The following is a 13,625-nucleotide window of genomic DNA, read 5'->3' as shown; positions in this document are numbered from 1 at the left end:
GATGTTCCGGTTGCCACTTATCAATTGCGGATTTCCACGAATCTTTAATCGATATTATGGAATTAGCAGAATTTGAATTCTCACCAGTTCTCATGGATACTAAATATGATGAAGTACCAGATTTAGATATCATTATTGTCGAAGGTGGAATCAGAAACGATGAAAACAGAGAATTAGCTGAAATGTTAAATGAAAAAGCTAACATGGTAATTTGTTACGGAACTTGTTCATGTTACGGTGGTATTCCAGGTCTTGGAAACTTATGGACTGTTGAAGAATTAGAACAAGAAGCATACATTAACTCAGTATCTACTGTAAACCCTGATGGAATTATTCCTAACGAAGATGTACCTCATCTCGAAAGCAGAGTAAGACCATTAAGTGAATGTATGGACATTGATTTAATGATTCCAGGTTGCCCACCTCGTTCAGATGTTGTAGCAGAAGCTATCTTAACATTATTAAGAGGAGAAACTATCGAATTACCTTCAACTAACCTTTGTGAAGTATGTCCTAGAGAAAAACCACCTGCTGGTTTAGCTATGGACTTCATTAAAAGACAATTTGAATTAGGAGCTCCTGAACCAGATTTATGTTTAATTACCCAAGGTTTAGTATGTATGGGTCCTGCAACTGTATCCTTATGTGGTGCAGAATGTCCTTCCATTGGTATCCAATGTAGAGGATGTTACGGTCCTACTGCTAAAGTATTAGATCAAGGAGCAAAAATGATCAGTGCGATTGCATCTGACTACGGTGTAAACGAAGATAAAACTGTAGATCCTGAAACTGTCGCAGATCAATTAGATGATATTGTAGGTACATTCTATACTTACACATTAGCTGCAGCTTTAGTACCTATGAAAATGCAGAAAGGAGGAGAATAGAATGGTAAAACTTACTATGGAGCCTGTCACTCGTATTGAAGGACACGCAAAAATTACAGTACATCTTGACGATGCTGGAAATGTAGAAGAAACAAGATTACACGTTATGGAATTCAGAGGTTTCGAAAAATTCTTAACAGGTCGTCCTGTAGAAGAATTGCCAAGATTAGTACCTCGTATTTGTGGTATTTGTGATGTACAACACCACTTAGCAGCTGCTAAAGCAGTTGACCAAATTTTCGGTTTCGATGATTATGAAATCTTACCTACTGCATACAGAATGAGAGAAATTATGAACTGGGGTTCCTACATGCACTCCCACGCTCTTCACTTCTACTTCTTAGCAGCACCAGATTTAATCATTCCAAACGGAACTAGAAAAACTAGAAATGTTTTCCAAGTTATTAAAGATATGCCTGAAATTGCACTTCAAGCAATCAACATCAGAAGAAACGGTTTAGAAATGGTTAGAAAAATAGGTGGTCGTCCTATTCACCCTACTTCATCCACCCCTGGGGGTATTTCTACCGAATTAGATGCTGATACTCAAAAAGACTTACTTGAAAGAGCAAAACAAAACGTTGAATTAGCACAAGCTACTTTAGATTTAGCTATTCCTGTATTTGAAGAAAACATCGATTTAATAGCTTCATTAGGTAACTTCGGTGACACTAGACACTGTGGTACTGTAAAACCTGATGGAACTTGGGATGTATATAACGGAAACATCAGATTCAGAGACAAAGATGGAAGCGACATGTTCGAATACAGAAACGAAGAGTACACTGACTACGTTGCTGAACACGTAAAACCTTACTCCTGGTTAAAATTCCCTTACATTAAAGAAATGGGATACCCAGAAGGTATTTACAGAGTTGCACCATTATCCAGGATCAATGTTTGTGACCAAATGCCTAAAGAAGCACCTCTCGCACAAGAAGCTCTTAATGCTTTCCGTGATGCTTTCGGTTATGCACAAGCACCATTATTATTCAACTATGCTAGACTCATCGAATTGTTAGCATCTGCTGAATGTGCTGCTGCTGCATTAGAAGAAGATTTATCCGGTAAAAAATTCCCTGATGAATTAGAAAGAACTGAAGGTAAAGGTGTAGGTATTGTAGAAGCTCCTCGTGGTACTTTAATCCACCATTACGAATCTGATGAAAACGGATTATGTAATTATGCAAACATTGTAGTAGCTACAATCCAAAACAACCCAGCTATGGAAATGGGTATTCACCAAGTTGCTAAAGATTACATCAAACCTGGTGTAGAAGTAGATGACAGCATTTTCAACTTAATGGAAATGGTTATCAGAGCTTACGACCCATGTTTATCCTGTGCTACCCACTCAATGGATAGTCAAATGAGATTAGCTGAAGTAAATATTGTAGACAGTGAAGGAAACCTCATTAAAAGATTCTAAGTTTAAGGGGGTTTTTTACAAATGATAGTATTTAATGAAGATGGCTGTATAAAATGTGGTGCTTGTGAAGGTACTTGCCCTACATCAGCTATTGAGGTAACACCTAGCGCTATTATTCACTGTGACACTTGTGGTGAAGAACCAAAATGTGCTGACGTTTGTCCTAACGGAGCATTAAAAGTAGAACAATATGAAATTGCTGAAGGCGTAGAACAAGCAAGATTAGTATTCAACTCTGTTTTATGTGACTCCTGCGGTAAATGTGAAGAAGTATGTCCACAAGAAACTATCAAAGTCACTGGTGAAAAATTAAAAGAAGTTGAAGGTTTCTGTGTAATGTGTCAAAAATGTGTTGACATTTGCCCAGTTGATGTAATTGGAATTCCTGGTGTAAAAGAACCTGCTGAATATGAGTTAGACCTCAAAGGAAAAGGTCCTGTATACATCAATGATTGTGTTGGATGTGGAACCTGTGTAGATCCTTGTCCTGTAAACGCAATCACTCTTGAAGAAGTAGGAAGTCCTATTACTGTAAATGATGATTGTATCAGATGTGGTTTATGTTCACAAACCTGTCCTTGGAATGCAATTTTCATTTCCGAAAAAATACCTGTTAAACGTACTAAAGAAATCGAATCATTCACTTTCGATTCAGCTAAATGTATCGGCTGTAACACTTGTGTAGAAGCATGTCCTGGAGACTTTATTTCAGCAAACAGTTCCAGTTTAACTGTTGCTATTCCTAGTGTCTGTGCTGCATGTGGTTTATGTGTAAAAATGTGTCCTGTTGACGCATTAGATATCGTAGTCGAATGGGGTGAAGGTGCTCCTGTAGATGCTGAAGGTATCGGAAGAGATGTTGAAAAATGTGATTTCATTGGTGCATGCGCACTTAAATGTCCTACCGAAGCTATTCGTGTAGTTACCAAAACAGGTATGCTTGTACCTGGTCAAGTAGAAACTGATGCAGAACCGTCTTTCACTAGTTGTATTAGATGTGGAGCTTGTGCTTCAGTATGTTCCAACGATGCTTTAAAAGTTGAACAATATGAAGTTACTATTGATGGCGAACCTGTTGCAAGAGACAGAATTGCATTCAACCCATCTAAATGTGACCAATGTGGTGACTGTATCGATGCATGTCCATATGACATGATTCACAAAACAGAAAATCCTAAATTACCAATTGCAGGATTCTGTACTTTATGTGGTCAATGTCTTGAAGCATGTCCTGAAGACGCATTATGTTATAAATAGGTGTGAAAACACACCTTTTTATTTTCTTTTTTTTAAAAATTAGTTATATTTTATCCATTACTGTTTTTCCGTTGACTATTGTCATTACAGGCATTCCAATGTATTTTTTACCATCAAATGGTGAATATCTTGCTTTTGTTTTGAATTCTTCAATATTGAATATGCCTTCTCTTTTCAAATCAATAACAGTAAAGTCAGCATCTTTTCCGATAGATATTTCTCCTTTATTTGTTAATCCGTAAATGTTTGCCGCATTTTGGGATAATATTTTAGGAATCAGTTTGAAGTTGAGATTTCCTTTGTTGACTTCAGTTAAAAGCAGTGGAACAACTGTTTCTAAATTAGGTATTCCAGGTGATGAATTCCACACTCCTTTTTGTTTATCCTCTAGAGTATGTGGGGCATGGTCTGTTCCAATTACGGAAGTTTCGTCCAGATCGTTGATTCTTACACTGTCTTGAATTTCTCTAAGTGGAGGATTTGTTTTTATGAAAGTTCCATATGTATCATATGCCGTATTGTCAAGTAATAAGTGGTGGGGTGTAAATTCCCATGTTACTGGTTGTGTTTTACCGGCTTCTTTTGCAAGATTAAGTGATTCCTTTGAACTCAGATGGCAAATATGCAATGATAAGTTATTTTTGCAAGCAAGTTCGATTGCTTGCTTTACAGATTCATCTTCTGATTTAACTGGTCTTGCATAACTGTAATCAATAGCTTTATTCTCATCTTTTTGCTTTAGCTTTTCTGTTTCACAATCAACAATTGACTTTTTCTCACAGTGGGTTGCAACAAGACCGTTATAATTTGTTTCTTCTTTTAAAATTGATAAATTGCTAAATATTTCTTCAAGCTGCTCATCACTTTCCAGGTCCATAAATATTTTGAAAGCTATTGGATTTAGTTCAATCATCTTTTTCATTTCATTTAGGGAGTTGGTTCCAGCAAAAAGTTCAAAATTCACAACGGATTTGGATTTGGCAATTTTGATTTTTTCTTTAAGGGATTTGTATGTGTCAGTTTTTGGCAGGGTATTGGGCATGTCGAAGACGGTTGTAAACCCTCCATTTGCTGCACTTAAGCTCCCGGTTTTAAAATCTTCTTTTTGAGTTAATCCAGGATCTCTAAAATGTATATGTGGATCAATAAATCCTGGGAGTAAGTAATTATTTTTAATGTCTATTGTTTCGCTGGCTTTTAATGGTGTTTTTGAGATGTCGGCTATTTTTCCATCATTTACCTTTATATAATACTCTCCAGGTTTATCAACCAATTTACAATTTTTTATAACTAAATCCATTTTTTAACTCCTTGGTCCTCTTTTATTATAGTTAACTATATTTTTTATAAAACATAAATTTTTTTTAATTTAAAAATTATAATTTATTTATGGCACAAGTTTCTAATATTCTTAAACGGGACATGGATTTATTTTTAAATGATTTGGGTAGTGAATGTAAAGTTTCCAATACATCATCTGACATTAATTTAGTTGCGGATTTTACTGAATATAATCCTTTACATAATGGTCATTTTCATTGCATGAAAACTGCGAAACATCATTTTCCTGAAGCGTTATTTGTTGCTATTGTGCCGGGACTATTTGAAAGAAGTGGTAGAGGTATTCCATATATACTGCCAAGGGAACTTAGGGCTGAAATTGCTATTTCTGTTGGAGCAGACATTGTTGTTGAGGGTCCTCCCATGGGAATTATGGGATCTGGACAATATTCTTTGTGTCTATGCAAGATGTTTAAAGCATTAAACACATCTTATATTCCAAGAGGTTATAAAAAAGTTGATGGTATTGATGAAATATTGAAAAGGGTGAATTTGGGACATCACGTTGCTCCAAAGCCTTATAAAATTGTTGATAAAACAACTGGTGAGATTATTTTAAAAGGCAAGCTTGAAGAGGATAATTATGTAATCACTTCATTTGCCAACTCTTTATCCAAGATAGGATTTGACTTCAAAGATAAATTCCTATTTGTTGAACGGATTGGGGGAGTCAGTGGAACATTAATAAGGCAAAGCATTCTTGAAGATAACTTCAATGATGTTTTGGACATGATGCCCTCAAAAACCGTTGAAGTTTTAAAGGATGCTATTAGAAATGACGACATCATTTATGGAATCCGGGACACCGATTCAATTTTAAACACTGCGAATAATTATTCCTATAGCCAATTGGCTAATTTAAATCTGTTCAATGATAATCTTGCAAAAAATATTATTGATAACAGGCCTTTTGTTAATTTAGATGATTTAAGAGAATCAATTTTACACGGATTTTCAACTCATTTTAAAGAAAGAATCTTAAGCATTCTGGAAATTCCGATAGAAAAAAATAAGATTTCCGAATATATTGACAGATATCCATCAAATATCCGGATTTTGGGATATAAAAATAAAGAGTGTTTAGAAACTTTTAAACAAAAAATAAATAATGAAAATATTTCATTATTTAATGACTGCTTAAAAGATTATTAATCACGTTCTGTGGGTTTGTTAGTCCATATAAAGCATCCATAAATGTTGGATAGCTGTTGTGTAATATAAATAAGTAAATTAAATAGTATATTACAATTATGATAATAATGATTAATATAATTGTTAGTAGTATATCCACAATACCCATAGGCTCTTTTTCTTCCTGATAGTTTAAATTATGAATGCTCTTTTCAGTGCTGTCTTTCGCTTTAGTTTCGCCACCCATTTCTTTTAAAAGTTCAGCTCTAATTCTAGCTTCCATTTCTTCAGGAGTTTCAGACCTTTTAGGTTTGGCTGGTGGTTCCGGTTGTTCAGGTTGTTCCGGAATTTTTTTAGGTTTTTGTGGTTTTTTAGTTAATGAACCAAATTTCTCCTCATCCTTTGCAAGTTGTTCTTCTAAAGGAATTTCATCAAAGTATAAATCATCTAAATATTTTTCATATTTGTCCTCTAAGTCTAATCTTGCACTGGTTGGTTCAGGTTGGTATGAATGATCAGGATATATGAAGTCCTCTTCAGAGGCCATATTGGCATTTAATTGTTCTTCAGGCTCTTGAGGTGCTGGAATTGTCTCTTCATAAAGGTAAGATGATTCAAGATTTTCGGATTTGATATTACTTTTAATGTTGTATGGAGAATCTTCATTTATTTTATGATATTCTTGTTCAACAGGTTCTTCTTGAACGTATACGACTTCTTCTTGTGGTTTGTAGATGTTTTCTTCTGGTTGGGTTTGTTCTTTAGCTTCTGTGATGACTGAATCTTGCACTGGGGCACTTTCAGCTGTTTCTTCAATTCCAAGACCAACAATCTTTTGCAAACAATCTTTACAATAAATTTTACCTGCGATTTCCAAACCACATTCTTTACAAATTGGTTTTCCACATATTGCACAGTTATCTGTGCTTTCTCTTTCTGGGTGGTAATGACATGCCATTTTCTAACACTCTCTATATAATTAATAATATTAATTTGATATCTTTTTTTTTATTTATATAAAACTTGCTATTTTTAATCTTTTTTTGGAAAAATAGATTTTCTTTCAATAAAATGTTAAGGTTAAATTATTTTTTTGTAGTTTTTATAATATTTTCCGATACTATTTCTGATGAGATTAAATCATCGGCTGTAGCAAGAAAACTTCCAAGTTTTTCGGAAGTGATGTTGTAGTTGATCTTGTTGTCTTTCAATTCGGATTCAAGAAAATTCTCATTATCTACTTCCAATGAATTAAATACGGATTTCGCATCGTTATCATTTTTATATGTGAATGTAATATTGCCGGTTATTTTCATAGAATTATTTATGTTATTTTATTTAATATAATTTTGTTATCAAATTTTGAAAAATAGGGTAACCTTTATTAATAACTAAATTAATATATTTAAGTATTCTATTATATTACGATATATAATTTTTATATAGCTATTTTGGAAAATCATTTATTCATAGCTATTTTTTAATTAAACATGTCTAAACATGTTATCTTTATTTCGGAGGAATAATTATGGTTCGTGCTTATACAAGAAGAGATTATATTAGAAAAACCCCAAATTCAAGAATCGTACAATACGATATGGGAAATTTAAGAGAAGAATTTCCAGTTTCTGTAAGTTTAGCTGTTAAAAAACCAGCTCAAATTAGACACAATTCTTTAGAAGCTGCTAGGATTGCTTCTAACAGATTAATGCAAAGGGCTGCCGGTAGGATGGGTTACCACTTAAAATTAAGAGTTTACCCTCACCAAATTGTAAGAGAAAACCCAATGGCAACCGGTGCAGGTGCGGATAGGGTACAAAGTGGTATGAGAAATGCTTTCGGTAAACCTATCAGTGTTGAAGCTATCGTTAAAAAAGATCAAAGAATCGTTACCATCGATTGTAATGCGAAAAACTTTGAAGAAGCTAAAGTTGCATTAAAAAGAGCAGGTATGAAATTACCGGTTCCATGTAAAATTGTTGTCGACAAAGGCGCAGATTTAGTTAAATAAATTTATTTTAACTAAACTTTTTCTATTTTTTTTATTATAATTATTTTTTTACTAATTTTTCTTATTTTTATAATTAAATATTTAAACATTAAAATTTAAAGATAATATTATATTATTGGCCATGTTTTTTTCTATCTAAACTAGTCAATATATTAACATTTTCAAACCAAGAGGTTATTTTTCATGTATGTTGTAAAATTTGAGGATTTGAATAAATCTGATATTGGGATTGCAGGTGGAAAAGGAGCTAATTTGGGTGAATTAACTCAAGCTGGCATTCCGGTACCACCAGGTTTTGTAGTAACTGCAGAAACTTATGAAAAGTTCATGGAAGACTCTGGAATTAATGGTCAAGTAATGGATATTCTTGATAAAATTGATATTAATGATACTAAAGCGCTTCAAGCGGCTTCTGAAGAAATTAAAGCTATTATTAATGAAACCCCTATTCCAGAAGATATGATTACCTTAATAACTGAAGCTTATAATCAACTTTGTACCAGAGTTGGTGAAGATGATACTGATGTAGCTATTCGTTCTTCAGCTACTGCAGAAGATTTGCCGGAAGCTTCTTTTGCAGGTCAACAGGACACTTTTTTACATGTTTCTGGAAATGATGAAGTGATGGAATATATCAGAAAATGTTGGGCTTCTTTATTTGAAGCAAGGGCAATTTTCTATAGGGAAGAAAATAATTTCGAACATTCCAAAGTTTATATTGCTGTTGTCGTTCAAAAAATGGCAAATGCGGATAAAGCCGGTGTAATGTTTACCGTAAATCCATCAACTGGTGAAGAAATTGCTTTGATTGAAGGATCATGGGGTCTTGGTGAAGCTGTTGTATCCGGAGATGTAACCCCTGATAACTATCAAGTTGACAAAAAGAACAATGAAATCATAAATGTCACAATCAGTGACAAGAAAGTAATGTACACTAATGATGAAAACGGTACCAGTATCAAAGTGGATGTTGCTGAAGATAAAAGGAAAGAAAGAGTTTTATCCGATGAAGAGCTCATTGAATTAACCGAAATGGGTAAAAGGGTTCAGGCTCATTATGGTGAGCCAATGGATACTGAATGGGCTTTTGAAAACGGTAATTTATTCTTATTGCAGGCAAGACCAATCACCACTTTAGGTGATGCGGATAGTGATGATGCAGGTGATGAGGCATCTGATTTAGGTGATGTTCTTGTTAGAGGTCTTGGAGCAAGTCCTGGTATGGCTTCAGGTAATGTAAAAATCGTTTTGGATATTGATGAGTTGGATAAAATTGAAGACGGCGACATTATGGTTACAACCATGACCACTCCAGATATGGTGCCTGCTATGAGAAGAGCCAGCGGTATTGTTACAGATGAAGGTGGAGTAACCTGTCATGCATCCATTATCTCCCGTGAACTTGGAATTCCTTGTGTTGTAGGTACTGGTGATGCCACAACCACTCTCAAAGAAAATTCCGGTGTTACTTTAGATGGTAAGAAAGGATTGGTATTTGAGGGCATTTCAGAAGCTAAAGTTGAAGAAGCACCAACCGTAGCTAATGTTGGAGCAGCTCCGATTTTAACTGTAACTGAAGTTAAAGCTAATGTAAGTATGCCTGAAGCTGCTGAAAGGGCAGCTGCTACCGGTGCAGATGGTGTTGGACTTTTAAGAACTGAACATTTAATGTTGACTGCAGGAGTTCACCCCGGCAAATTTATTGCTGATGGCAGGGAAGACGAATTGATTGATACCATTGCAGATAATGTTATGATTGTAGCAGATGCGTTTTATCCAAAACCAGTATGGTACAGAACTTTAGATGCACCAACTGACGAATTTATTACATTGGAAGGTGGAGAAAACGAACCTAGAGAGCACAATCCGATGCTCGGTTGGAGAGGAATCAGAAGAGAACTTGACCAACCTGAAATCCTTAAATGTGAATTTAAAGCAATTAAAAAATTACATGAAAAAGGATATACCAACATCGGTATTATGATTCCATTATCTCAAAGTCCTGCTGAATTGGTTCAAGCTAAAGCATTATGTTCTGAAGTAGGTTTGGAGCCTCATAAAGATGTTGACTTTGGAATGATGGTTGAAATTCCAGCAGCAGCAATAATGATTGACGAGTATATAGACATCGGCATAGACTTTGTAAGTTTAGGAACCAATGATTTAACTCAGTACACTCTTGCTGTTGACAGAAACAACGAGTTCGTTGCAAAACACTACAGCGAAGAGCACCCTGCAGTAATGAAATTAATCGAAAGAACCATTAAGAAATGTGTTGCGGCAGGCGTAAAATGCAGTATTTGCGGTCAAGCGGGCAGTGTTCCACACATTGTTGAGAAACTTGTTGGATTTGGAATTACTAGCGTATCCTCAAATGCGGATGCAGTTGAAGAAGTTAGAAAAACTGTTGCTCGTGCAGAGCAGAAAATTATTCTTGATGCAGCCCGTAAGAATCTAGAATAATTTTATTTTTTCTTTTTTTTATTTTTTTTATTAATTATTTTAAAAATCAGGTTATTTTATGCAAGATGAACCAATAGATAAAGAAGATATCTTAAAAAAGTTGTCTGAAATTAAAAAATTAGATTATAATTATGCGGATGGAAGAATTTTAGGTTCTATGTGTACTGAAGCGCACCCGTTTGCAAAAGAAGTCTACTGTAAATTTTTAGATACTAATTTGGGCGATCCAGGATTATTTAAAGGAACTAAATATCTTGAAGATGAAGTAATAAAATCTATTGGTAATTTGTTGTCTTTAGATAAAGCTTATGGTAATATTGTAACCGGCGGGACTGAAGCAAATCTGATGGCTATTCGCGCCGCCAGAAATCATGCAAGAAAATACAAGGGCATTGTCGATGGTGAAATTATCGTTCCGATTTCAGCTCATTTTTCATTTAAAAAAGCAGCGGATATGTTAAATTTAAAAATCGTTGAAGCAGATTTGGACGATAACTATAGAATAGATGTCGAATCAGTTAAAGATAAGATTACTGATAAAACTGTTGCGATTGTGGCTATTGCAGGCACAACTGAGTTAGGTTTAATAGACCCAATCGAAGAAATTTCCAGAATAGCTCATGAAAACAATATTTATTTCCATGTTGATGCTGCATTCGGAGGTTTTTCTATTCCATTTTTAAGGCAAGCAGGATATGATTTGCCTGTTTTTGATTTTTCACTTGAAGGGGTTTGTTCCATCACTGTTGATCCTCACAAGATGGGTTTAGCACCAATACCTGCGGGGGGAATTATTTTTAGAAAAGAAGAATATCTTCAGGTAATGGCTGTTGATTCACCATATTTGACAGTAAAAACCCAATCCACTATTGTTGGAACTCGTATAGGTGCGGCTTCTGCAGCCACTTATGCTATCATGTGCTATTTTGGTAAAAAGGGATATTCCCAATTGGCGTGTGAAGTAATGGATAATACTTATCTTTTAAAGGAAGGGCTGGAAAATTTGGGTTATGATGTTGTTTGCGAACCTGAACTGAATATTTTAGCGTTTAATCATCCTGAAATTGAAACTCATGAATTTGCAGAGAAATTGGAAAAATTGGGTTGGAAAGTTTCTGTTGCCAAATGCCCTATTGCAATTCGTGTCGTGCTGATGAATCACATTAAAAAAAGTCATATAAAAGAATTGTTAGAAGATTTAGAAAAAATCTACTAACTTTTTATTCCTCTATTTTTTCAACATACATTAATGGATAATTTAATTCTTCAATGTATTCAATTCTTATAGTTGCCTTAACGTTTTCTACTTTTGTAAAGATTTTCACATCCAACATGTCGCCGGTAAGTGAAGTATAGTCAAATTCAGTCATTGATTCTTCTAATTTATCAAATCTGATTTCGACTTTAACATCTTCGATTGCAGGTTGCAATTTTAAGGATTCTTCCATGCTTGTTTCTAAACTTTTTTTGGAATTTTTGTTTACTGGGGTTCCAACAAACTGATGGAATAATGCTCCCATACTAATTGCCCCTTCAAATATGGCTCTTTCCCTGCTTGTTATATTTGAAAAATATGTTTTGTCTACATCCATCATAATCCTCCATTTAACCAGATTATCTTATCATAGATTAGTTCCGATGGAATTGGATTAATGCAGCAATAGAAAAGTATTGCGGATATTATTAAAACAACAGCTAAAATGTATATCCTATTGTCTTTAGGGTAGAAAAAGCTGAATATAAGTCCTATAACTAGAAATATTGCAGTTATAATCCATGCATTTGATTCTTGAGGATTGTTCTGTATGATTGTATCATTTAAAGGGTTTTGTTCAGTCAATGTTCCTTCAATAATCAATCTGTTTTCTGTGGAACCTATCGGATCGCAGGTAATTAAATATAACCTGTCTCCACCTGCCTGTGCATCAAGCTGATATGTTGCAGGAACAATTGTACTTCCAACTACCCTATAATCCAATTCTCCAATATCTGGCCATTCTAAGATTATCAAATCCCCTTCATGAAGTTCATTAAGCCTTAAGAAAGGAGAACCCTGAAGGGTTCTATGTCCAAATAATAAAACATCTCCTTCAGTAGGCAGATAAGAATTGGATTCATGCAGAACTCCCTGAGAAAGTGATTCGCTGTTTATTTTTTCGTTAACGCCAATTGATGGTATTAAGACTGTTGGAGATTCAAGGTTTCTCTCAACAATTGCTTTAGTTGAGTAGTAATTAACTTCTCCCAGTGCATATGTTCCTATTATAAGTATGCAAATAATAATGATTATAGTTGAAATAGTTGGTTTTTTCATAATAATCACTTTTGTCATATCTTATATAATAGTTTTCTTAATGTTGGTATGTTGAACTAATTTCATTAATCATCCAGTCCGGGGCATTGGTAGTTGGAATTGTCAGTACAATGTTATCCATATTATTCAAAATGTAATTCACTTTATCTTGGGGCGTTTCTATTAAAAGCATGTATTGCGCATCCAAATCCCCTAAATTGATTTGTCTTTCATAATTGGATAGTTTGACCCCATAATTTTTAAGCATTTCGAAAGTTTCATCTTCACTATATCCGTTCATAATGCTCCCTTTTATCATTTCCAATACATTTGAAGAAAATTTTTTAGTGTTTTCTTGCGGATTGGAATTGTTTCCATTCACAATAATTTTTGATTTTGAATACTCTGAATCTACTTGCCCATTTTCCTCATATCTCATTATGGATAGTACAGTACACCCGCTAATGTCGGGGTTTGTTTTGTTTGAAGTGTAATTCCCATAAGTTTCGTTTAAATTTGTGTATATGTCCACAATGCTTCCAACATTTATCAGTCCAGCTCCTGCCTGAAGTCTTGAAATTAAAATGGGCACGGAAACGGTATTAGGTTTTTCAAATTGTATTTTTGATAAGATTTTAGCATCATTACCATTCACGATCTTCAGTGCTTCATTTTCAGCCATTATGATGTTTTTACTTTCGTTTGAATAAACTGCCATTGTTCTGTTATATTTATCCAGATTAGTGTGAATCGATTTGGAATGATATGATTTCCAATCTTTTGTCGCAGGTGTTAGGATGTTTATCATTTCGA

Annotated in this window: 12 protein-coding genes and 1 pseudogene; 7 read left to right on the top strand and 6 right to left on the bottom strand. The window is 34.4% G+C overall.

Features of this window, described 5'->3' with window-relative positions; all coding sequences use genetic code 11:
• The 3 genes from ACJMLZ_RS01355 to ACJMLZ_RS01345 all read left to right on the top strand — a co-directional run.
• A partial coding sequence (locus ACJMLZ_RS01355) for a F420-nonreducing hydrogenase (RefSeq protein WP_405303593.1) occupies positions 1-887 on the top strand: 887 nt, incomplete at its 5' end.
• Between the two features lies 1 nt (position 888).
• Positions 889-2,316, top strand: coding sequence for a Ni/Fe hydrogenase subunit alpha (locus ACJMLZ_RS01350; RefSeq protein ID WP_405303592.1), 1,428 nt, complete (start codon positions 889-891; stop codon positions 2,314-2,316).
• Between the two features lie 21 nt (positions 2,317-2,337).
• Positions 2,338-3,573, top strand: coding sequence for a 4Fe-4S binding protein (locus tag ACJMLZ_RS01345; RefSeq protein WP_405303591.1), 1,236 nt, complete (start codon positions 2,338-2,340; stop codon positions 3,571-3,573).
• Between the two features lie 43 nt (positions 3,574-3,616).
• Here ACJMLZ_RS01345 and ACJMLZ_RS01340 read toward each other — a convergent pair whose 3' ends face one another.
• A complete protein-coding gene (locus tag ACJMLZ_RS01340) occupies positions 3,617-4,873 on the bottom strand; it encodes a dihydroorotase (RefSeq protein WP_405303590.1) in 1,257 nt (418 codons plus the stop codon).
• A gap of 89 nt (positions 4,874-4,962) precedes the next feature.
• Between ACJMLZ_RS01340 and ACJMLZ_RS01335 the strand changes: the two genes are divergently transcribed.
• Positions 4,963-6,066 carry a nucleotidyltransferase family protein gene (locus ACJMLZ_RS01335; RefSeq protein WP_405303589.1) on the top strand — a complete coding sequence of 368 codons (1,104 nt, stop codon included), beginning with the start codon at positions 4,963-4,965 and terminating at the stop codon, positions 6,064-6,066.
• Here ACJMLZ_RS01335 and ACJMLZ_RS01330 read toward each other — a convergent pair.
• Together ACJMLZ_RS01330 and ACJMLZ_RS01325 are read right to left on the bottom strand one after the other, a co-directional pair.
• Entirely contained in the window at positions 6,041-7,003 is a 963-nt protein-coding gene (locus ACJMLZ_RS01330) for a hypothetical protein (protein ID WP_405303588.1), read from the bottom strand. The genes ACJMLZ_RS01335 and ACJMLZ_RS01330 overlap by 26 nt on opposite strands.
• A gap of 127 nt (positions 7,004-7,130) precedes the next feature.
• A complete protein-coding gene (locus ACJMLZ_RS01325) occupies positions 7,131-7,361 on the bottom strand; it encodes a KEOPS complex subunit Pcc1 (RefSeq protein WP_405303587.1) in 231 nt (76 codons plus the stop codon).
• Positions 7,362-7,573: 212 nt separating this feature from the next.
• On the opposite strand from ACJMLZ_RS01325, the gene rplJ reads away from it, so the two are divergent.
• The 3 genes from rplJ (at position 7,574) to mfnA (ending at position 11,735) form a co-directional block, all read left to right on the top strand.
• On the top strand, positions 7,574-8,056 hold the full coding sequence (rplJ, locus tag ACJMLZ_RS01320) for a 50S ribosomal protein L16 (RefSeq protein ID WP_405303586.1): 483 nt from the start codon (positions 7,574-7,576) through the stop codon (positions 8,054-8,056).
• A gap of 183 nt (positions 8,057-8,239) precedes the next feature.
• Positions 8,240-10,519: a phosphoenolpyruvate synthase gene (ppsA, locus tag ACJMLZ_RS01315; protein ID WP_405303585.1), complete on the top strand. Its 2,280-nt coding sequence runs from the start codon at positions 8,240-8,242 to the stop codon at positions 10,517-10,519.
• A 58-nt stretch (positions 10,520-10,577) separates the two neighbouring features.
• Positions 10,578-11,735 (top strand): tyrosine decarboxylase MfnA, encoded by a 1,158-nt coding sequence (gene mfnA / locus ACJMLZ_RS01310; protein ID WP_405303584.1) that lies wholly within the window; start codon positions 10,578-10,580, stop codon positions 11,733-11,735.
• Positions 11,736-11,739: 4 nt separating this feature from the next.
• On the opposite strand, the gene ACJMLZ_RS01305 is transcribed toward mfnA, so the two are convergent.
• The 3 genes and pseudogenes from ACJMLZ_RS01305 to ACJMLZ_RS01295 all read right to left on the bottom strand — a co-directional run.
• On the bottom strand, positions 11,740-12,111 hold the full coding sequence (locus ACJMLZ_RS01305) for a dihydroneopterin aldolase family protein (RefSeq protein ID WP_405303583.1): 372 nt from the start codon (positions 12,109-12,111) through the stop codon (positions 11,740-11,742).
• The gene (locus ACJMLZ_RS01300; RefSeq protein WP_405303582.1) at positions 12,111-12,833 is read right to left on the bottom strand and encodes a class E sortase; all 723 of its coding nucleotides are present in this window, start codon (positions 12,831-12,833) and stop codon (positions 12,111-12,113) included. The genes ACJMLZ_RS01305 and ACJMLZ_RS01300 overlap by 1 nt, the downstream gene beginning before the upstream one ends.
• A 37-nt stretch (positions 12,834-12,870) precedes the next feature.
• A pseudogene (locus ACJMLZ_RS01295) lies at positions 12,871-13,625 on the bottom strand (hypothetical protein); the annotation flags it as partial.

The sequence above is a fragment of the Methanobrevibacter sp. genome (assembly GCF_045126245.1).
Classification (GTDB): Archaea; Methanobacteriota; Methanobacteria; order Methanobacteriales; family Methanobacteriaceae; genus Methanocatella.
This window is presented reverse-complemented; position numbering and strand designations above follow the sequence as displayed.

Bases quoted from the DNA above. Each gene is read 5' to 3' on its own strand.
- ACJMLZ_RS01350 (WP_405303592.1), top strand. From the start codon at position 889: ATGGTAAAACTTACTATGGAGCCTGTCACTCGTATTGAAGGACACGCA.
- ACJMLZ_RS01345 (WP_405303591.1), top strand. From the start codon at position 2,338: ATGATAGTATTTAATGAAGATGGCTGTATAAAATGTGGTGCTTGTGAA.
- ACJMLZ_RS01340 (WP_405303590.1), bottom strand. From the start codon at position 4,873: ATGGATTTAGTTATAAAAAATTGTAAATTGGTTGATAAACCTGGAGAG.
- ACJMLZ_RS01335 (WP_405303589.1), top strand. From the start codon at position 4,963: ATGGCACAAGTTTCTAATATTCTTAAACGGGACATGGATTTATTTTTA.
- ACJMLZ_RS01330 (WP_405303588.1), bottom strand. From the start codon at position 7,003: ATGGCATGTCATTACCACCCAGAAAGAGAAAGCACAGATAACTGTGCA.
- ACJMLZ_RS01325 (WP_405303587.1), bottom strand. From the start codon at position 7,361: ATGAAAATAACCGGCAATATTACATTCACATATAAAAATGATAACGAT.
- rplJ (WP_405303586.1), top strand. From the start codon at position 7,574: ATGGTTCGTGCTTATACAAGAAGAGATTATATTAGAAAAACCCCAAAT.
- ppsA (WP_405303585.1), top strand. From the start codon at position 8,240: ATGTATGTTGTAAAATTTGAGGATTTGAATAAATCTGATATTGGGATT.
- mfnA (WP_405303584.1), top strand. From the start codon at position 10,578: ATGCAAGATGAACCAATAGATAAAGAAGATATCTTAAAAAAGTTGTCT.
- ACJMLZ_RS01305 (WP_405303583.1), bottom strand. From the start codon at position 12,111: ATGGATGTAGACAAAACATATTTTTCAAATATAACAAGCAGGGAAAGA.
- ACJMLZ_RS01300 (WP_405303582.1), bottom strand. From the start codon at position 12,833: ATGAAAAAACCAACTATTTCAACTATAATCATTATTATTTGCATACTT.